At 64.3% G+C, this 18,097-nt stretch carries 19 protein-coding genes; 11 read left to right on the top strand and 8 right to left on the bottom strand.

All coding sequences use genetic code 11. The features are described 5' to 3' along the window. Positions 1-41: 41 nt before the first annotated feature. Positions 42-359 (top strand): DUF3775 domain-containing protein, encoded by a 318-nt coding sequence (locus BLT75_RS04820; protein ID WP_093029028.1) that lies wholly within the window; start codon positions 42-44, stop codon positions 357-359. 118 nt (positions 360-477) lie between these two features. Then, positions 478-1,020: a hypothetical protein gene (locus BLT75_RS04815; protein ID WP_093028296.1), complete on the top strand. Its 543-nt coding sequence runs from the start codon at positions 478-480 to the stop codon at positions 1,018-1,020. A gap of 33 nt (positions 1,021-1,053) precedes the next feature. On the opposite strand, the gene BLT75_RS04810 is transcribed toward BLT75_RS04815, so the two are convergent. The 4 genes from BLT75_RS04810 to BLT75_RS04795 are packed head-to-tail and all read right to left on the bottom strand — an operon-like array spanning position 1,054 to position 4,544. Beyond that, a complete protein-coding gene (locus tag BLT75_RS04810; protein WP_093028294.1) occupies positions 1,054-2,196 on the bottom strand; it encodes a saccharopine dehydrogenase family protein in 1,143 nt (380 codons plus the stop codon). Between the two features lie 3 nt (positions 2,197-2,199). Further along, positions 2,200-3,255: a saccharopine dehydrogenase gene (locus BLT75_RS04805; RefSeq protein WP_093028292.1), complete on the bottom strand. Its 1,056-nt coding sequence runs from the start codon at positions 3,253-3,255 to the stop codon at positions 2,200-2,202. A 14-nt stretch (positions 3,256-3,269) separates the two neighbouring features. Then, positions 3,270-3,884 (bottom strand): glutathione S-transferase family protein, encoded by a 615-nt coding sequence (locus tag BLT75_RS04800; protein WP_093028290.1) that lies wholly within the window; start codon positions 3,882-3,884, stop codon positions 3,270-3,272. Between the two features lie 9 nt (positions 3,885-3,893). Then, entirely contained in the window at positions 3,894-4,544 is a 651-nt protein-coding gene (locus tag BLT75_RS04795; RefSeq protein ID WP_093028288.1) for a histidine phosphatase family protein, read from the bottom strand. Positions 4,545-4,705: 161 nt separating this feature from the next. On the opposite strand from BLT75_RS04795, the gene BLT75_RS04790 reads away from it, so the two are divergent. Further along, positions 4,706-5,902, top strand: coding sequence for a Zn-dependent hydrolase (locus BLT75_RS04790; RefSeq protein ID WP_093028286.1), 1,197 nt, complete (start codon positions 4,706-4,708; stop codon positions 5,900-5,902). 84 nt (positions 5,903-5,986) lie between these two features. After that, on the top strand, positions 5,987-6,682 hold the full coding sequence (locus BLT75_RS04785) for an SGNH/GDSL hydrolase family protein (RefSeq protein ID WP_093028284.1): 696 nt from the start codon (positions 5,987-5,989) through the stop codon (positions 6,680-6,682). A 69-nt stretch (positions 6,683-6,751) separates the two neighbouring features. Here BLT75_RS04785 and BLT75_RS04780 read toward each other — a convergent pair whose 3' ends face one another. The 4 genes from BLT75_RS04780 to BLT75_RS04765 form a co-directional block, all read right to left on the bottom strand. Next, positions 6,752-7,150, bottom strand: a complete 399-nt coding sequence (locus BLT75_RS04780) for an MAPEG family protein (RefSeq protein ID WP_093029026.1) — start codon at positions 7,148-7,150, stop codon at positions 6,752-6,754. Positions 7,151-7,216: 66 nt separating this feature from the next. After that, entirely contained in the window at positions 7,217-7,504 is a 288-nt protein-coding gene (locus BLT75_RS04775; protein WP_093028282.1) for a hypothetical protein, read from the bottom strand. A gap of 109 nt (positions 7,505-7,613) precedes the next feature. Continuing rightward, the gene (locus BLT75_RS04770; RefSeq protein ID WP_093028280.1) at positions 7,614-8,318 is read right to left on the bottom strand and encodes a response regulator transcription factor; all 705 of its coding nucleotides are present in this window, start codon (positions 8,316-8,318) and stop codon (positions 7,614-7,616) included. Continuing rightward, the gene (locus BLT75_RS04765) at positions 8,315-10,213 is read right to left on the bottom strand and encodes a hybrid sensor histidine kinase/response regulator (protein ID WP_093028278.1); all 1,899 of its coding nucleotides are present in this window, start codon (positions 10,211-10,213) and stop codon (positions 8,315-8,317) included. Before BLT75_RS04765 ends, BLT75_RS04770 begins: the two co-directional genes overlap by 4 nt. 258 nt (positions 10,214-10,471) lie before the next feature. Here BLT75_RS04765 and BLT75_RS04760 point away from each other — a divergent pair, with 258 nt between their 5' ends. The 7 genes from BLT75_RS04760 (at position 10,472) to BLT75_RS04730 (ending at position 18,090) form a co-directional block, all read left to right on the top strand. Beyond that, positions 10,472-12,445 carry an AMP-binding protein gene (locus BLT75_RS04760; RefSeq protein ID WP_093028276.1) on the top strand — a complete coding sequence of 658 codons (1,974 nt, stop codon included), beginning with the start codon at positions 10,472-10,474 and terminating at the stop codon, positions 12,443-12,445. Between the two features lie 68 nt (positions 12,446-12,513). Beyond that, complete coding sequence (locus BLT75_RS04755; protein ID WP_093028274.1) at positions 12,514-13,332, top strand: ABC transporter ATP-binding protein; 819 nt, start codon at positions 12,514-12,516, stop codon at positions 13,330-13,332. A gap of 41 nt (positions 13,333-13,373) precedes the next feature. Then, positions 13,374-14,360 carry a branched-chain amino acid ABC transporter permease gene (locus BLT75_RS04750; protein ID WP_093028272.1) on the top strand — a complete coding sequence of 329 codons (987 nt, stop codon included), beginning with the start codon at positions 13,374-13,376 and terminating at the stop codon, positions 14,358-14,360. A gap of 82 nt (positions 14,361-14,442) precedes the next feature. After that, on the top strand, positions 14,443-14,700 hold the full coding sequence (locus BLT75_RS04745; RefSeq protein ID WP_093028270.1) for a hypothetical protein: 258 nt from the start codon (positions 14,443-14,445) through the stop codon (positions 14,698-14,700). 3 nt (positions 14,701-14,703) lie between these two features. Continuing rightward, the gene (locus tag BLT75_RS04740; protein ID WP_093028268.1) at positions 14,704-15,780 is read left to right on the top strand and encodes a branched-chain amino acid ABC transporter permease; all 1,077 of its coding nucleotides are present in this window, start codon (positions 14,704-14,706) and stop codon (positions 15,778-15,780) included. 78 nt (positions 15,781-15,858) lie between these two features. Next, complete coding sequence (locus tag BLT75_RS04735; RefSeq protein ID WP_093028266.1) at positions 15,859-17,142, top strand: ABC transporter substrate-binding protein; 1,284 nt, start codon at positions 15,859-15,861, stop codon at positions 17,140-17,142. Positions 17,143-17,253: 111 nt separating this feature from the next. Then, the gene (locus tag BLT75_RS04730; protein ID WP_093028264.1) at positions 17,254-18,090 is read left to right on the top strand and encodes an ABC transporter ATP-binding protein; all 837 of its coding nucleotides are present in this window, start codon (positions 17,254-17,256) and stop codon (positions 18,088-18,090) included. Positions 18,091-18,097: the final 7 nt, after the last annotated feature.

The raw sequence follows: 18,097 nt of genomic DNA, 5'->3' as shown, positions 1-18,097 counted from the left end.
TGCTTGATGATGGGCAGGATACGCGAACAGGAGATATTGGAATCATGGAAATTTCGGCTCGCAAAGTGGCGCAGGTGGCGCTGATGGCCCGCGAACTGGACCGCGCCGAGGGCGAGCTGCGTGCCTTCATCGACCGGATGAGCGAGGACGAACAGGCCGAGCTGGTGGCGATCATGTGGATCGGCCGCGGCAGTTTCGAGGCGGAGGAACTGGACGAGGCGATATATACGGCACGCGCCGAGGCGACGACGCCCTGCGCCGATTACCTGCTGGGCTCGCCGCATCTGCCGGACCACCTGGAAAACGGGCTCGATGCGCTGGGAATCTCGGCCGAGGATGTCGAAAACGACCTGATGTAGGGACGGGCGAAAGCGCGAGGGGCTCTGCCCGTCGCGCTCCCCGCAGAATTGTTGAAAAGATGAAGGGGACGGCAGAGGCTTGACGTGAGGCCCCTGTGCGACGAACTCTGGCAATGCCATGCCAAGGGACAGCGAACAGCCAGATGTTTCGGGGGAAACGCGCGTCGGGCGCGACTGGCCCAGATCCGTTGGCCTGCCGATTGTCTGCCTGTTTCTGGTGGCTGTCGCGGCCTATGGGGTAAGCATCGAGCCCGACAGTTGGCCCAGTCGTCGGTTTCACAGTGGATCGTTCGTGATCCTTCCGGTGTTCTTGGTGTTTGCGCCCCTGTCCCTCTACCGCCTGATCCGTCCGTGGGGTGCTCCGGTGCGTCTTGGTCCGCAGGGGTTTGTAGACCTGCGGGCGGGGCGCGACATCATCCCCTGGGACCAGATCACCAATGTGGTGGCCCGCGGCGAATTCGTGACGCTGACCCTGCGGCGGGGGTTTGTCCGGACCTATCGGATATCGCTCGGCCAGAGGTTGCTGAAGGCGATGCGGAAATCGGCGGGACCAGGGCATCTGCTGGTGGCCGGATGGTGCCTGTCCCGGACGCCATCCGAAATGGCGGACATGATAAACGCCTACCGGTCGGCATATGCAGGGCAACCCGCGAAGCGTTGACAGGGGCGCGGGCGGGTGCCGCGCCCCGATGGCTCAGGCACAGTGATCGACGATCTGCAGGTGCTGCGCCAGCCTGTCGACCTCGGCCATCCAGCGCCGGGTCAGTTTCGGATCGCTCGGCGCGGCGTGCACGCCGGCCGGGATCTCGCGGTTCAGCACCGCCTCGACCGCCAGCGAAACCGGGATCGACACCAGCCGAGCCATCGCGGTGCCACGCTCGTCGCCCCAGGCATCCATCACGTAGGTCTTGTGCCAGACCGGCTTGCCATCCTTCTCGGCCTTCAGGCCCACGCACAGCACGACCCGGTCGGGTTCGCCCTCGTCATAGGCGTTCTCGGCCCAGAACTGGTCGGACATCTCCTTGAGCCTTGCATCGCCTTCGGGGCCTTTCAGCGTCTCGATTTCGCGGAACACCGGGGCCCAGGCGTCGGCCCAGCCATTGAGGCGCAGGGTGCCGCGCACGAATTCCTTCACCGGCCAGTGATCCTCGAAATGATACTGCGCCTTGAAGGGGAGCGAGTCGCGGTTGGGATAGACCTCGAAGCTTTCGGGCGTGGGTAGCGGCGCGGTATAGCTGCTGATCGCGTCCCAGGGCCGTGCCACGTCGAGCGGAGCATAGTCGCGGATCGAACGCGAGGGCGAGCGCAGCGCCTTGAGCACGCCCAGCGGCGACCAGCTGAATTTGTAGCGGAACGGGTTGGGATGTTTCGGGATGCCGCCGCAATAGGAGATGAAGCTGAGGTGGTTGCCGGCATCGAAGGCGTCAGACGCGCGGTAATCGGCCACCAGTTCATGCGCCATCAGGTGGTCGATGCCGGGATCGAGCCCCATCTCGTTGACCAGCACGACGCCGGCGGCGCGGGCACGGTCGTCGAGCGCGCGCATCTCGGGCGCGATATAGGAAGAGGAAACGAAGTTGGCGCCCCTGGAGATCGCCAGTTCGGCCAGCGGCACGTGCCAGTCGCCCGGCAGCATCGAGACCACCACGTCACCCTTGGCCAGCACCGCGCCAAGGGCGTCGATGTCAAAAGCGCGGATGTCGTCGGTCAGATCGCCCAGCTCGGCGCGGGCCTTTTCGACCGTGCGGTTCCAGACGGTGACGGGATGCCCCGCCTCGATCAGGCGGCGCAGGCCGGGAATGGCCGACAGGCCGGTGCCACACCAATGGATGGTCATCGCTCAGATCCCTTTCATATGGGTTTTGAATTCGGCCTCGGCCCGGCCCCAGACACCCGCGGCCAGGTCGCTCAGTGTCAGCAGAGAGGGCAGGAGTTGCGCGGCGTAGTCCTGTGAACTTTCCACCGGCAGCATCGACGGCAGGTTGTCGATCGCCATCACGTCAAGCACCGGATCCTCGGCCACGCGCAGCACCGGCGCGTCCCAGCTGGTGGCGCGATCATAGACCGGGACCGGGTTGTAATCGCTGTCGGGGTCACAGGCCACATCGCCGATGGCGGTCAGGGCGCGCGGCGCATCCAGCGCCGAACGCGGCACAAACACCGGCGTGCCGGGGCGGGCGAAGATGCAATTGAGAAAGATGTCATGGGCCAGGATTTCCGGGAAGGGACCGCCTTGGGCCGTCTCGGCCATGTCCCATTTGGTGACTTCGACCCCCATCGCGGTGCAGAGATCGGCCGCCCCGGTGCCGACCCGGCCCAGCGCGCCGATCACGATGGCGCGCGGGCGGGGCGCGCCGGTGGCGTCCAGTTCGGTGGCCAGCGCGGCGTTCAGCGCATCCTTGCTGGCATAGACGCCCACGGGGCCGCAGATGCCGCCCTGCTGTTGCGCGGCCCAGGCCTTGAGCGTCACTGCGGCACCCGCGTAGCCCGCCCAATAACCGAAGGCCGCGACGCGGCGTCCGGTTTCGTCCACCAGGTATTCCAGATCGTAGAGTGTGCCGCCCCCGGCCTTGAACCGTTCCAGCAGGCGGCGGCCCGAATGCTGCCCCTTGAAGGCATGGCCGAACATGATGTGGCGGTGCGGCAGGGGGGTGCCGTCCTCGGGCAATTCCTTGAGGCCGAAGATGATGGCGTCTTGCGGCGCATCCGGCCAGCTGTTCTCGACCGCGATCTCGCAGCCCGCTTCGCGGTAGCCACCTATTGGGATGGCGCGGACCGAACTTTCCTCAACCGTGACCCGGATACCGGCGGCGATCAGGGCGGCGGCGCCTTCGGGGGTCAGGCCGACCCGTTCCTCGTTGGGGCGCTGTTCGGCCCGGACCCAGAGATGCGTCATGTCTTGTCCTTTGTTCAAAGCAGACCGGCGGCCTTGACCGCGTGGACCGAGGCGCGCGCTTCCGTCGCGGCGCGGAAGGCGCGGATTTTCGGGAATGGTTCCAGGTCGACCCCGTCGCCTTCGAGCCAGCCTGTCACCACGTAGAGATAGCAATCGGCGATGCAGAACGTTTCGCCCAGCACGAAGGGGCCGCGCAGACCGTTTGCCTCGATATAGGCGGCAGAGGCGGTCATCGTCTCGGGCACCTTGGCGCGCATGTCGGCCCAGCTGCTCGCCTGATCGGCCCAGCGGGCGCCGCGCATCTTGTGGGCGTGGTTCACATGCATGGTGGAGGCAAGGTAATACATCACCTCGCGCATCCGGGCGCGCAGCAGCGGGTCGGCGGGGATCAGCCCCTTGTCCGGCGCGGTGTCCGCGACGAACTCCAGAAGCGCCCCGGTCTCGGTCAGGATGCCGCCCGGCACCGCCAGCGCCGGAACCCGGCCCTTGGGGTTGATCTGGTGGTAAGCGGGTTTCGTCTGTTCTGCGGCGCGAAAGTCCAGTTGTACCTTCTCGTGTTCGATCCCCGCCTCTTCGAGAGCGATGGCGACGGCCACGGAAATGGTGCCGGGCGCACAATAAAGCTGCATCGGGTCCCCCTAGAGATGCGTCTGGGCAAACTGCCGCTCTGGGGCCTCCAGATGCGGGACGGCGTTGAACAGCACCGGGCTGAGATGCGTGCCGATCGGGTAGAGACGATGCATCGACGTGTTCATGATGGCAAGGGCCACCCGCGCCATGGCCGGGATGTCGAGCCCCATCGCCTGACGCATCACCATCGAAATGAGCGCGCCCGAGGTGACGACGATGGCCGGGCCCACACCCTGGGCGATCTCGGACAGGGCGGCCGAGACGCGGGTTTCGAACTGTTCGAAGGTTTCCGGCGCGTCCTGGATACGCCCCTCTGCCCAGGCGGTGAAGGTCATCGGCAGATGCTGCACGAACCCTTCGCGGTCCGCTGGGATGGTGACGCCATGCTGGGCCTCGAAAAGCTGCGCCAGGGTGAAATACTCGATCTCGTTCAGCCGCGGATCCTGTGCGACATCTGTCAGGCCCATGCTGCTGGCTGTTTCGACATGCCGGGTCAGCGTACCGCAAAAGACGCGGGGATGATGGGCGCGGGTGTCTGCCAGATGCGTCCCCAGCCAGCGCGCCTGCTGATGGCCAAGTTCGCTCAGCCGGTCATAGCTTGTCTCGTCGCGGGCGGCGGTATTGGCCTGCCCATGGCGGATCAGGGTGATGTGCGACATGTCTCTCTCCGGTTCGGGCAAACTCTTAGGCAAGGATCGGGCCGGGGACCAGAGGGGTTTGGCGCCGGGGCGCGAAATTTCCGGCGCCGGCGACCATGGCCGGTTGCGGATGCCTCCGGCGGGAGTATTTTCTGCGAAATGAAGGGACGGGAGGATATGTGATGACGGTGAACGCGGAGCGGTTTCTGGAGGATCTGCACACTCTGCGCAGCTTTGGCGCGGCGGGGGTCGGCAAGGGCGTGGTGCGGCCCGCCTATTCCGAGGCGGATATCGCCGCGCGCCGCTGGCTGGCGGGCCGGATGCAAGAGGCGGGGTTGAGGGTGCAGTTCGATCCGGTCGGCAATCTGTTCGGCCTGGCCGAGGGGCCTTCGCTTCTGATGGGATCGCATTCCGACAGCCAGCCCGAGGGCGGCTGGCTGGACGGTGCATTGGGGGTGATCGCGGCGCTCGAGATCGCGCGCAGCAGCGACCGCCCGGTTTCGGTCGTCAGCTTCCAGGACGAGGAAGGGCGGTTCGGCGTCACCACCGGTTCGGCGATCTGGTCGGGGCACCTGCCGCTGGCAGAGGCGGACAGGCTCACCGATCATGCTGGGGTTCCGTTTGCCGCCGCGCGGGCGGCAATGACCGATCTGGCGGGTGGGTTCGTCGATCCCGCGCGCTTCAGCGGCTTTGTCGAGATGCATATCGAACAGGGGCCGACGCTGGATACCGAGGGCGGGCAGATCGGTGTCGTGACCGATATCGTCGGCATCCGCGACATGGTGATCACCTTCGCCGGCCAGCAGAACCATGCGGGCACCACGCCGATGCATCTGCGCCGGGACGCCTTTCAGGCGCTGGCCGCGTTCAACGCGCAGATCAACGACCGGTTCCGCAACGTGGTCACGCCGCGCACCGTCTGGACCATAGGGCATGTCAGCCTGCATCCGAACGCCTCGTCCATCGTGCCCGGGCGGGTCAGCTTCTCGATGCAGTGGCGCGACGGAGATACCGAGCGGCTGGCGCGGATGGAGGAAATCATCCGCCAGACCGCCGCAGAGGTGGCCGAGGCGCGCGGGATGGCGCTGAGCTATGGCCCGATGCTGGGGTTGGAGCCGGTGGCGATGGACGGGCGGTTGCGCATGGCTCTTGAGCAGGGCGCTGAATCGGTCGCGCCGGGGCGCTGGCGGACCATGCCCTCGGGCGCACTGCACGACGCCACCAACGTGTCTCGCCTGATGCCGGTCGCCATGCTGTTCGTGCCGTCGATCGGCGGCATCAGCCACGATTTCGCCGAGGATACCGATGAAGCGGATCTGGTGGCGGGTCTGCGGGTGCTCGATCATGCTGTCGCGGCGCTGGGACGGGTCAACGAATAACCGGGCTCTTGCCATTTTTAGGCCGTGTTCCTCGGGAAAGCTGTGAGGGTCGACTATTCAGAGATTTGCGAGGGCCGGTCGCCGATGTTTCGGAAAACCATTGTTCTGTTGGGCCTCAGTGGCCTGCTTTTCGCCTGCCAGGACAGTGTCCGGCACAATCAGGAAGCCCGGATTCTGGCGATCGGCGATTCGCTTCTGTCATGGAATTCCACGTTTGGCAGTTCGATCCCCGATGTGATGGCCAAGGAGCTGGGGCAGCCGGTTGTCGACCGCTCCGTCAGTGGCGCCTGGATGCTGACGCGAGACGATGACCGGGATGGAAGGGGCATGAACGTGCCCTACCAGTATGAATCGGGTTCGTGGGACTGGGTTGTCGTCAATGGCGGCGGCAACGACCTGCTGTTCGGTTGCGGTTGCGGTCGCTGCGACAGCGTCATGGACCGGCTGATCTCGTCCGATGGATCGACAGGGCAGATTCCCGACCTGGTGCGTCGGATTCGCGCGGACGGGGCGCAAGTGCTTTATACCGGTTATCTGCGCAGCCCCGATCTGCTGACCCCGATCGAGCATTGCAAGAACGACGGTGACGAGCTCGAGGCCCGGATCGCCCGTCTCGCCGCGGCGGAAGAGGGGGTGTACTACGTCTCGATGCAGGACGTGGTGCCGCCGGGCGGGTTTACCTATTTCGCGCCCGATCGCATTCATCCGGCCCGCAAGACCAGCCGCAAGGTGGGCGAGCGGCTGGCCTCGGCAATTCGGCAACTGAACGCGCGGCCCTAGGTGCAGGTATGATCCGAAAGATCCCGACGCCAGGGCGACGGGATCCTGTCCCGGTCGGGTTGCCTGATTCTAGATCGTGCCCAGCAGCCGAAGTGCCAAGGCCACCGATGACAGGGCGGCGAGGGCAAAGGCAAGCGTCCGGAGCACCGGGATCCCGAGGCAATAGATGATGTAATGGGCGAAGATACCCACGAAGAAAGTCATCGCCAGCGTGCCGGCAAGGGCATCTTCGGGCCGTTTCATCATTGCCATCACCGCCAATGGGGCAAAGGCGGCAAAGGCCTGGATCGCCACGTTATGCGCGCGCATCGCGCGCTGCGCCCAGGCACTTTGCGGGGTGGCATTCGGGTCATAGTTCGCCATGGCGCCCATCAGGCCGCGGACCATGATCCGATCCAGGATATAGGGTAGCCAGGCGATTGCGATCCAAAGCCCGGTCAAGACAGTGTAGAATTCGAGTGTTGTCATGATATGCGTCCCTCCTGCCGAGAGCATACCACATTTTGTGCCGTTTGCGCCTGAAATCTGTGTGGTTTAGCCCAGTGTGATCAGCAGGATACGCCGCTCGGGCCGAATCCTGCGGCGCGCTTCGTGCAGCTTGGTCCGGGCGGCCGCCAGGCGCTGCAACGCCCGGTCGCGCTCATCGTACAGCCGGCGTACCCGGGACCCCGGATTGCCGATCATCACATGCCCCCGGCCCATCGCGCCGGGCACAAGCAGGGCCGCCTGTTCCAGTCCCCGTCGCCAGGCCGCATCGGCCAGGGCATAGCGGCGCAGCGCCTTGTCCAGCATGCGCCGGCGGATTTTCAGATAGGGGTGCATGGCAATCTCCCTCCCGAAAAGATTGCGGCAGGCGCTGGCCCGCCCTTGTTTCGGTCCGCGCGTTTCTTTCTCATCTTACGGTTTCAGGCCGGTCCGGGTCAACAGAGCCTTAGCGCCACTGAACGTCGCCCAGAAAGATGTAGCCCGCCCCGTAGATCGTCTTGATCAGGCGCGGGTTCTTTGGATCCTCGCGCAGCTTGGTACGCAGCCGCGAGATGCGCACATCCATCGCCCGGTCAAAGCTCTCGCCGGCACCCCCGCCGAGCGCCTCCTGCATCTGGGCCCGGCTGATCAGCCGCTTGGGACTTTCCAGGAACAGACGCAGTACCTCGCCCTCGGCGTGGGAAAACGGTGTTTCCAAGCCGCTTTCGTCCTCCAGCGCGTAGCGGTCGAAATGCGCGGTCCAGCCGTTGAAACTGGCTGTATCACCGCTCTGCACCTCGCTGCGCATCCCGTCGCGCAGGCGGGCGCGGATGCGCGCCACCACCTCTGCCGGGTCGAACGGTTTTGTGATATAGTCGTCGGCCCCCAGTTCCAGCCCGGTGACCCTGTCCTGCACCTGTGCCCGGCCCGAGATGATGATCACCGTCGCCCCCTGCTCCAGCGCCAGCCGATGTACCAGCGCCAGTCCGTCGGTATCGGGCAGCGACAGGTCCACAAGACAGACATCCGGCGTCACCCGCTTCAGCGAGGCTTCGAATTCCCGCGCGCGGGAAAAACTCTGGGTGCGGAACCCGGCCTCGGCCAGGGCTTCGGTCAGGATCAGGCGGATCTCCGGCTCATCGTCCAGGATGGTCACGAGAGGGGCGGTCATGGCGTCTCCTCGGTACGGATCAGCGCGGCCAGTTGCGCGCGGGAAAAGGGTTTGCGCAGCACGGGGCCACGGGCCAGTGCCTCGCGGTGCAGCGGATCGGACAGCGGCAGCGAGGTCATCAGGATACAGGGCAGGGCACGCGGCAGGCGCTGCAACAGGTCGATGCCGGTGGCAGTGCCTTCCAGCTTGATGTCGGACAGCACCAGCGCGATATCCTCGATATCAGCGGCCAGCGCGCTGGCCTCGTCGGCCGAGGTCGCTTCGATCACCGTGTGCCCCAGGTCGACCAGCATGTCGCGGAAGGTGGCGCGCAGGTCTTCGTTGTCCTCGACCAGCAGCGCCAGCCCGCCCTGTGCGGTTGGTGCCGCGCGATAGGGCAGGCGCAGGGTGACGACCGCGCCGGTGGGGGTGTTGCCCAACCGCATGTCGCCGCCTGCCAGTTTGACCATGTCATAGACCATCGGCAGACCCAGCCCCGACCCCTCGCTGCCCTTGGTGGTGAAGAACGGGTGCAGCCCGCGCTCCAGCGCCTCCTTGGAAAAACCCGGCCCTGTGTCGGTCACCGCGATCTCGATCCAGATCCGGCCGATGGCATGGGCGCTGACGGTGATCAGCCCGTTGGCGCCGCAGGCATCCCGCGCGTTCAGCACCAGGTTCAGCAGCGCATCCTGCAACATGCCGGCATCCAGCATTAGCGCTTCGTCGGGCGTGTGATCCAGTACGCTCAACCCGATGCCGCGCGGCAGTGTGGGGGTGGCCAGCAGCTTGAGGTCTTCGAGCAGACCGTGCATGTCGGTGGCGCGCGGCCGCAGGGTGCGGTTGCCGGTCATGTCCGCGATACGGTTGAGCAGTCGGCCGCCGCGCTGCGCGGTGGCCTGCGTTGCCGCGACCAGTTCTGCCGCCTCCTCGGGCAGGTCCATCTTCGCCATCTTCGACATCATGCCCAGGATGATGGTCAGCAGGTTCGAGAAATCATGCGCCAGCCCGCTGGTCATCTGCGCCGCCATCGCGCGGCGGCGGGATTGTTGCAGCGCGACGCGGGTCTGGGTCTCGGCGGTGACATCCATCGACAGGATATAGACCCCGCCCGTGCCATCGGGGGTAAAGGCCACCCGGATGCGCCGCCCGTCATGGGTCTCGTTGAACTCGAACACCGGGCTGTCGCCGGAATAGGCCGCCTGCAAGTGCGGCTCGATCTTGGCAAAGGCCTCGGGCCCCAGCGCCTCCGAGATATGCAGCCCCAGGATGTCCGAGGGCCGCCCCGGCATCACCGCGCTCAGCCGCCGGTTGGAGTAGGTGTAATGCCCGTCCCTATCCACATGGGCGATATGGGCCGGCATCATCTCGGTGGTCAGGCGGGTGCGCGCCTCGATCTCGGTCAACTGCCGCTGCGTCTCTTCCAGCGCGCCGATGGTGGCGGCCAGCTTGCGGTTGGAGGCGCTCAGTTCCTCGGCATGGGCCAGCAACTGGTCCGACAACTCCTCGGATCGGGCACGCAGCAGCTCCTCGACCCGCTTGGTGCGGGTGATGTCGGTATAGACGGTCACCCAGCCGCCCTGCGGCAGCGGCGCCCCTTCGATCGAGATCACCTGCCCGTTGGCGCGGGTGCGCTCGAAATAATGTGGCACAAAGGCGCAAGCCTGCTCCACCCGGCGCTGCACCAACGCGTCGATGTCGGCGACCTCGCCGTAATCGCCACGCTCGGCGAGATAGCGGATCGTGTCGTCGAACCGCGCGCCCGGTCGGATCAGCCGGTCCGGCAGATGAAACATTTCCTGGAACCGCCGGTTGCAGACCGCCAACCGCAGATCGTTGTCATAGATCGACAGGGCCTGGGCGATCAGGTTCAGCCCGGCCGTCGTCATCGTCTTGATCCACTGTTCGCTTCTGTCCACGGTGTCCGGCCTCCCCCTTTCTGACTAGCACCACAAGAATCGCCAGAACAGGGGGCGCCGTCGCGGGAGGTTACAGTGTCGCGGTCACCGGTGGCGCCCTGTTACAATTCGTAAGAATTGCGAAAACATCACGAAAAAATTGCACAGCACCAATGTCGCTGTTCCTGATCAGGGGCAGAATCGCAAGAACCCGCCGAAAGGGTTCGCGCGGTCATGTCCGGCCCGGAGGAGCGGGCCGGAATGGGGAGGAGAGATATATTGGCTCAGTCGCAGTCGGGCGCCGGAGGGTTTCAGTCCCTTCCGGCGCTGCTTCACCGCAATGCAACCCAGTTCGGGGATGCCCCGGCCTATCGGGAAAAGGAACTCGGCATCTGGCAATGCTGGACCTGGGCCGAAACAGCGGCCGAGGTCCGCGCCATGGCGCTCGGCTTTCTGGAACTGGGCGTCGAAAAGGGCGACCATATCGCGGTGATCGGGCGCAACCGCCCGGCGCATTACTGGTCGATGGTCGCCGCGCAGATGGTCGGCGCCGTTCCGGTGCCTCTCTACCAGGATTCAGTGGCCGAAGAGATGGCGTATGTGATGGAGCATTGCGGCGCCAAATACGTCGTCTGCGGCGACCAGGAACAGGTAGACAAGGTCATCGAGATCCAGGAGAAGGTGCACCAGGTCAAGCACATCCTCTACACCGACAAGCGCGGGATGCGGAAATACGACCATTCCCAGATGAACGCGCTGCACGACATCATGGCCGAGGGCCGGGCCGGGCATCAGAGACTTGACGCGGAACTGGATCGCCGCATCGCCGCGATCACCTATGAGGACACCTGCGTGATGCTCTATACCTCGGGCACCACGGGCAAGCCCAAGGGCGTGGTTCTGTCCAACCGCAACGTGATCGAAAGCGCCAAGAATTCGGCCGAATTCGATAAGCTGACCCGCAACGAGGACATCCTGTCCTACCTGCCGATGGCATGGGTGGGGGATTTCATCTTCTCCATCGGTCAGGCGTACTGGTGCGGCTTCTGCGTGAACTGCCCCGAAAGCGCAGACACCATGATGACCGACCTGCGCGAGATCGGCCCGACCTATTTCTTCGCCCCGCCGCGGGTGTTCGAGATGCAGCTCACCAACGTGATGATCCGCATGGAGGACGCCAGCAAGCTGAAGAAACGCATGTTCGACTACTTCATGGCCCATGCCAAGAAGGTCGGCGGCCGCATCCTCGATGGCAAACCGGTCGGCTTTGGTGACCGTCTGAAATATGCCCTGGGCAATATCCTGGTCTACGGCCCGCTCAAGGACACGCTGGGCTACAGCCGGTTCCGCGTCGGCTATACCGCGGGCGAGGCGATCGGGCCGGAGATCTTCGATTTCTACCGCTCGCTGGGTATCAACCTCAAGCAGCTCTACGGCCAGACCGAGGCCACCGTGTTCATCACCGTGCAGCCCGATGGCGAGGTGCGCGCCGACACCGTGGGCGTGCCCGCGCCCGATGTGGAAATCCGCATCGACGAAAAGGGGGAGATCCACTACCGCTCACCCGGCGTCTTTGTGGAATACTACAAGAACCCCGAAAGCACCGCGTCGACCAAGGATGCCGAAGGCTGGGTCGCCACCGGCGACGCGGGCTTCATCGAGGAAGGTTCGGGTCACCTGCGCATCATCGACCGCGCCAAGGACGTGGGCAAGATGGCCGATGGCAGCATGTTCGCGCCCAAGTATGTCGAGAACAAGCTCAAGTTCTATCCCGACATCCTCGAGGCGGTGCTGTTCGGCAATGGCAAGGACCGCTGCGTTGCCTTCATCAACATCGACCTGACCGCGATCGGCAACTGGGCCGAACGCAACAACATCGCCTATGCCTCGTATCAGGATCTGGCCAGTCATCCCCGCGTGCTGGAAAACATCACCAGACATGTGGAAGAGGTGAACAAGTCGGTGGCCGCCGACGCCATGCTGTCGGGCTGCCAGGTGCATCGTTTCGTTGTCCTGCACAAGGAGCTTGATGCCGACGACGGCGAGATCACCCGGACCCGCAAGGTGCGCCGCGGCTTCGTCGAGGACAAGTACGCTGACATCATAGCCGCCCTCTACGACGGTTCCGACAAGGTCTCGACCGTGACCGAGGTGACCTACGAGGACGGCCGCAAGGGCTCGATCAAGGCCACGCTCACCATCTGCGACGCCAAGGTCCAGCCCGTGACGCAGCACAAGGTTGCCGCCGAATAAGCGCCGGACGGGCGCGCGCCCTGCGCCCGCCGCACCGGACCCCGGTCCGACAGACAAGGGAGACACCGATGCTCGACGCATCTGAGGGATACATCACCGAGGACGGCCGCAAGATCGGCGGCGTGGTGATGGAAATGAAGAACATCACCCTGCGGTTTGGCGGCGTGGTGGCGATCAAGGACATCAGCTTTGACATCCGCGAAGGCGAGATCCGCGCGATCATCGGCCCGAACGGCGCCGGCAAGTCCTCGATGCTGAACGTGATCTCGGGCTTTTATGTCCCGCAGGAGGGCGAGGTCTGGTTTCACGGTCAGAAACGCCCGCCGATGCGCCCCTACGAGGTGGCCCGCCAGGGCATCGCCCGCACCTTCCAGAACATTGCGCTGTTCGAAGGCATGAGCGTTCTCGACAACGTGATGACCGGCAGGCTGAACTACATGCAAGCGGGGCTGTTCGCCCAGGCGATCTGGCGTGGCAAGGCCGAGCGCGAAGAGACCGAGAACCGCGAGGCGGTGGAAAAGATCATCGACTTCCTCGAAATCCAGCACATCCGCAAGACGCCGGTGTCGCGCCTGCCCTATGGCCTGAAAAAGCGGGTCGAACTGGCCCGCGCACTGGCCGCCGAGCCGAAGCTGTTGCTGCTGGACGAACCGATGGCCGGCATGAACGTCGAGGAAAAGGAGGACATGAGCCGCTTCATCCTCGACGTGAACGACGAGTTCGGCACCACCATCGCGCTGATCGAACACGACATGGGCGTCGTCATGGACCTGAGCGACCGGGTGGTGGTGATGGATTACGGCAAGAAGATCGGCGACGGCACACCCGACGAGGTGCGTAACAACCAGGAGGTCATCGACGCATACCTGGGGGTGGCCCATGATTGATCTTCATCTGAACGACACGACGAAAACCGGGGGCTCGGGACATGTCTGATCAACTGATTTATGCCACCGAGGTCATTCTCAACGGCCTCATGGCGGGGGTGCTCTATGCGCTGGTGGCGCTGGGCTTCGTGCTGATCTACAAGGCCTCCGGCATCTTCAACTATGCCCAGGGTGTCATGGCGTTGTTCGCGGCGATGACGCTGGTCGGCATCATGAACGGGCAGGTGCCCTTCGCGCATCTGATCAACGCGATCTTCGGGGCCCATATCACCCATTTCGGCTGGAACGTGCCGGCGCTGCTTGCAATTCTTATGACCATGGCGGTCATGGTGCTGATGGCCTGGTGCGTGCAGCATTTCGTGATGCGCCACCTGGTCGGGCAGGAACCGATCATCCTGTTCATGGCCACCATCGGCCTTGCCTATTTCCTCGAAGGCGTGGCCGACCTGATGTGGGGCTCCGAGATCAAGACGCTCGACGTCGGCCTGCCGCAGGGCCTGAACGTCTGGATCGACGACACCACCTACGGCATCTTCGGCTACGGTTTCTTCATCGACAATCTCGACATCGTGGCGACCGTGATCGCGGCGATTCTGGTGGCGGCGCTGGTGGCCTTCAGCCAATACACCAAGCAGGGCCGCGCCATGCGCGCGGTGGCCGATGACCACCAGGCGGCGCTGTCGGTTGGTATCTCGCTCAGCTTCATCTGGGTGCTGGTCTGGTCGGTCGCCGGGTTCGTGGCGCTGGTCGCGGGCATCATGTGGGGCACCAAGTCGGGCGTGCAGTTCTCGCTGTCGCTGATCGCGCTCAAGGCGCTGCCGGTGCTGATGCTGGGCGGTTTCACCTCGATCCCGGGCGCCATTGTCGGCGGGCTGATCATCGGGGTGGGCGAGAAACTCTTCGAATTCGCGATCGGCCCGCTGGTGGGCGGCGCGACCGAGAACTGGTTCGCTTATGTGCTGGCGCTGATCTTCCTCGTGTTCCGGCCGCAGGGCCTGTTCGGAGAGAAGATCATCGAAAGGGTCTGAGGCTCCGGTGGGCGACCCCGTTGCGCGTTCCGCGCAACGAGACCCGCCCGCCCGGAACCTTCGCAAGGAAGGGAGCAGAGGGATGACAAAGCTGATCGCCATCGTCAACGTCGTCGCCTGGTCGGGCTTCTGGGCCTTCGGCTACATCGCCCTGACTTCGGACGATCTCAGCGACCGGCAGCTGATCGTCGCCGGCCTTCTGGCCTTTGCCGGATTCATCATGGGGATCGTCGCATACCTGCGGCTGGTCCGGGCCGCCGAGGCGAGCGGCTATGCGAAAAAGACAAATCAACTCGATGCCGCGGCCCGCAACCGTGCGCAGTCCGAAGGGGGCATGTAAGCGATGTTCTACCGTGAAGCCGGAGATTTCAAAACCTCCTACGTGGCCGACAACCAGACCTTTCCGATCAAGTTCGACAGGTATCGGTACTATGCCGTCCTCGTGGTGGCCTTCGGGATCATCCCGTTCGTCATCAACGACTACTGGGCCAACGCGCTGCTGCTGCCCTTCCTGATCTATGCCATTGCTGCGATCGGGCTGAACATCCTGGTGGGCTACTGCGGCCAGGTCAGCCTGGGCACCGGCGGTTTCATGGCGGTGGGCGCCTATGCCTGCTACAAGCTGATGACCGCTTTCCCAGAGGTCAGCATGTTCATCCATGTGATCCTGGCCGGCGGCATCACCGCCGCCGTGGGGGTGCTGTTCGGCTTGCCCAGCCTGCGGATCAAGGGGTTCTATCTGGCGGTGGCCACGCTGGCGGCGCAATTCTTCCTCGTGTGGCTCTTCAACCGGGTGCCGTGGTTCTACAACTATTCGGCCTCGGGCCAGATCAACGCGCCCGAGCGGGACGTGTTCGGCATCATCATCACCGGCCCCAACGCGCCGGCCTGGGCCACCTACCTGTTCTGCCTGATCTTCCTGACCGCCTGCGCCGTGATTGCGCGCAACCTGACCCGCGGCACCATGGGCCGCACCTGGATGGCGATCCGGGACATGGACATCGCCGCCGAGATCATCGGGGTGAACCCGCTCAAGGCTAAGATGACCGCCTTTGCCGTCAGCTCTTTCTTCGTGGGAATCTCGGGGGCGCTGTTCTTCGCGCTCTACCTGGGTGCGGTCGAGGTTGGCGAGGCCTTCGGTATCCAGAAATCCTTTCTGGTGCTGTTCATGGTGATCATCGGCGGCCTGGGCTCGATCTTCGGCTCCTTCGCCGGGGCGGCCTTCCTGGTGTTGCTGCCGGTGGTGCTCAAGGTGGTTGGCGCCGACATGCTGGGCTGGCCCACCGATATCGTGGCGCATCTGCAGTTGGTGATTGTCGGCGCGCTGATCATCACGTTCCTGATCATGGAGCCCCACGGGCTGGCGCAGCTCTGGCGCGTGGCCAAGGAAAAACTCAGACTCTGGCCCTTCCCGCACTGACGCGGACAGGTCCAACCCGATACGGGGGCGGTTCCCTCCGTGCGAAACTATCGGTCTAACCAAGGGAGGAGACACCCGATGAAGATGAAACTGGCAACCGTGGCGCTGAGCGCCCTGATCGCCGCAGGCCCGGCGCTGGCTGACCTGACATTCCCGTCGCTCAGCTATCGCACCGGCCCCTATGCCGCGGGCGGAATTCCGTTCGCCGACGGCTATGCCGACTATTTCACCCTGCTCAACGAGCGTGACGGTGGCATCGGCGGCGTCAAGGCCAACGTGCTGGAATGCGAGACCGGCTACAACACCGAGAAGGGCGTGGAATGCTACGAGTCGACCAAGGGCCAGGGTGCCCTGGTGTACCAGCCGCTGTCGACCGGCATCACCTATCAGCTGATCCCCAAGGCCACCGCTGACGGTATCCCGATCCACTCGATGGGCTATGGCCGCACCTCGGCCAAGAACGGTGAAGTGTTCAGCCATGTCTTCAACTATCCCGCAAACTACTGGGATGGTGCTTCGGGCGCGGTGAACTACCTGCTGGAAATCAACGGCGGCGACATCAAGGGCAAGAAGATCGCCCTAGTCTATCACAACTCGGCCTATGGCAAGGAGCCGATCCGCACGCTGGAAGAGTTGAGCAAGAAGCACGGATTCGAGCTGAGCACCCTGCCGGTCGACCATCCCGGCCAGGAGCAGAAATCGCAGTGGCTGCAGATCCGCCGCGACAAGCCCGACTATGTGCTGATGTGGGGCTGGGGCGTGATGAACCAGGTCGCCATCCAGGAAGCCGCGAACATCCGCTTCCCGATGGAAAATTTCATCGGCATCTGGTGGTCCGGCGCCGAACATGACGTGATGCCCGCCGGCGACGGGGCCAATGGTTACAAGGCGCTGACCTTCCACAACGTGGGCTCCGACTACCCGCTCTATGACGATCTGAAGAAATACGTCATCGACGCAGGCAAGGCCGCCGGCGCCGGCGACCAGGTCGGTACGGTGCTCTACAACCGTGGTCTCTATGCCGCCATGCTGGCCGCCGAAGCCGCCAAGAAGGCACAGGAGATCTCGGGCAAGGCCGATATTACCGCCGCCGACATGCGCGACGGCATGGAAGCGCTGGAAATGACCCAGGAGAAGATGGCCGAACTGGGCCTGCCGAACTTTGGTCCGGCCTTCAAGGTCACTTGCGCCAACCACGGCGGCGACGCCCTGGTGGGCGTAACCCAGTGGGATGCGGGAGCCAAGACCTGGTCGCTGATCTCGGACTTCAAACCGACCGACGGTGACGTCATCGGCGCGCTGATCGAGGAAGACTCGGGCGCCTACGCGACCGAGAACAACATCGCGAAGCGCTGCAACTAAGCGCCAGGACCGGCCCGGTATCCGGGCCGGCATCGAACCCGGGACGGCGGCCCGCCGCCGTCCCGCCCCCGACCATCCCCGGCCGACCGGGGCCAATGAGGACAAGCGCGGATGCTGGATGCGGCGAATACCACGGACGTGCAGGTGGAAACCCTGCTGGAGGTCAACAATATCGAGGTGATCTACAACCACGTGATCCTCGTGCTCAAGGGCGTCAGCCTCTCCGTGCCCAAGGGCGGCATCACCGCGCTGCTGGGCGGCAACGGCGCCGGCAAGACCACGACGCTCAAGGCCATCTCGAACCTGCTGCATTCCGAACGCGGCGAGGTCACCAAGGGCTCGGTCAAGTATCGCGGCGAAACCATTCACGAACTGGACCCGGCCGCTCTGGTCAAGAAGGGCGTCATCCAGGTGATGGAAGGCCGCCACTGTTTTGAACACCTGACCGTCGAGGAAAACCTGCTCACCGGCTATTACACCCGCAGCAGCGGCAAGGCCGACATGATGAGGGACCTCGAAATGGTCTACAACTATTTCCCCCGCCTCAAGGAACGCCGCAAGAGCCAGGCTGGTTATACCTCGGGCGGTGAACAGCAGATGGTCGCCATCGGCCGCGCGCTGATGTCCAAGCCTGAAACCATCCTGCTCGACGAACCCTCTATGGGTCTTGCGCCGCAACTGGTGGAAGAGATCTTCGAGATCGTCCGCGACCTCAACGAGAAAGAGGGCGTGTCCTTCCTGCTGGCCGAGCAGAACACCAACGTCGCGCTGCGCTTTGCGCATTATGGCTACATTCTGGAATCGGGTCGCGTGGTGATGGACGGGCCGGCGGCGGACCTGCGCGAAAACCCTGACGTCAAGGAATTCTATCTCGGCATGTCCGACGAGGGCCGCAAGAGTTTCCGCGATGTGCGCTCCTACCGCCGCCGCAAGCGGTGGCTGAGCTGATGAGGGA

Origin of the sequence: Ruegeria marina (assembly GCF_900101475.1) — a bacterium.
Lineage (GTDB): Bacteria > Pseudomonadota > Alphaproteobacteria > Rhodobacterales > Rhodobacteraceae > Ruegeria_B > Ruegeria_B marina.
The sequence above is the reverse complement of the archived record's forward strand: the minus strand, read 5'-3'. Positions and strand labels throughout refer to the sequence as shown.

What these genes read in the sequence shown, in the direction of transcription:
- BLT75_RS04815 (WP_093028296.1), top strand. Translation starts at nt 478, where the DNA reads ATGCCAAGGGACAGCGAACAGCCAGATGTTTCGGGGGAAACGCGCGTC.
- BLT75_RS04810 (WP_093028294.1), bottom strand. Translation starts at nt 2,196, where the DNA reads ATGACCATCCATTGGTGTGGCACCGGCCTGTCGGCCATTCCCGGCCTG.
- BLT75_RS04805 (WP_093028292.1), bottom strand. Translation starts at nt 3,255, where the DNA reads ATGACGCATCTCTGGGTCCGGGCCGAACAGCGCCCCAACGAGGAACGG.
- BLT75_RS04800 (WP_093028290.1), bottom strand. Translation starts at nt 3,884, where the DNA reads ATGCAGCTTTATTGTGCGCCCGGCACCATTTCCGTGGCCGTCGCCATC.
- BLT75_RS04795 (WP_093028288.1), bottom strand. Translation starts at nt 4,544, where the DNA reads ATGTCGCACATCACCCTGATCCGCCATGGGCAGGCCAATACCGCCGCC.
- BLT75_RS04790 (WP_093028286.1), top strand. Translation starts at nt 4,706, where the DNA reads ATGACGGTGAACGCGGAGCGGTTTCTGGAGGATCTGCACACTCTGCGC.
- BLT75_RS04785 (WP_093028284.1), top strand. Translation starts at nt 5,987, where the DNA reads ATGTTTCGGAAAACCATTGTTCTGTTGGGCCTCAGTGGCCTGCTTTTC.
- BLT75_RS04780 (WP_093029026.1), bottom strand. Translation starts at nt 7,150, where the DNA reads ATGACAACACTCGAATTCTACACTGTCTTGACCGGGCTTTGGATCGCA.
- BLT75_RS04775 (WP_093028282.1), bottom strand. Translation starts at nt 7,504, where the DNA reads ATGCACCCCTATCTGAAAATCCGCCGGCGCATGCTGGACAAGGCGCTG.
- BLT75_RS04770 (WP_093028280.1), bottom strand. Translation starts at nt 8,318, where the DNA reads ATGACCGCCCCTCTCGTGACCATCCTGGACGATGAGCCGGAGATCCGC.
- BLT75_RS04755 (WP_093028274.1), top strand. Translation starts at nt 12,514, where the DNA reads ATGCTCGACGCATCTGAGGGATACATCACCGAGGACGGCCGCAAGATC.
- BLT75_RS04750 (WP_093028272.1), top strand. Translation starts at nt 13,374, where the DNA reads ATGTCTGATCAACTGATTTATGCCACCGAGGTCATTCTCAACGGCCTC.
- BLT75_RS04745 (WP_093028270.1), top strand. Translation starts at nt 14,443, where the DNA reads ATGACAAAGCTGATCGCCATCGTCAACGTCGTCGCCTGGTCGGGCTTC.
- BLT75_RS04740 (WP_093028268.1), top strand. Translation starts at nt 14,704, where the DNA reads ATGTTCTACCGTGAAGCCGGAGATTTCAAAACCTCCTACGTGGCCGAC.
- BLT75_RS04735 (WP_093028266.1), top strand. Translation starts at nt 15,859, where the DNA reads ATGAAGATGAAACTGGCAACCGTGGCGCTGAGCGCCCTGATCGCCGCA.
- BLT75_RS04730 (WP_093028264.1), top strand. Translation starts at nt 17,254, where the DNA reads ATGCTGGATGCGGCGAATACCACGGACGTGCAGGTGGAAACCCTGCTG.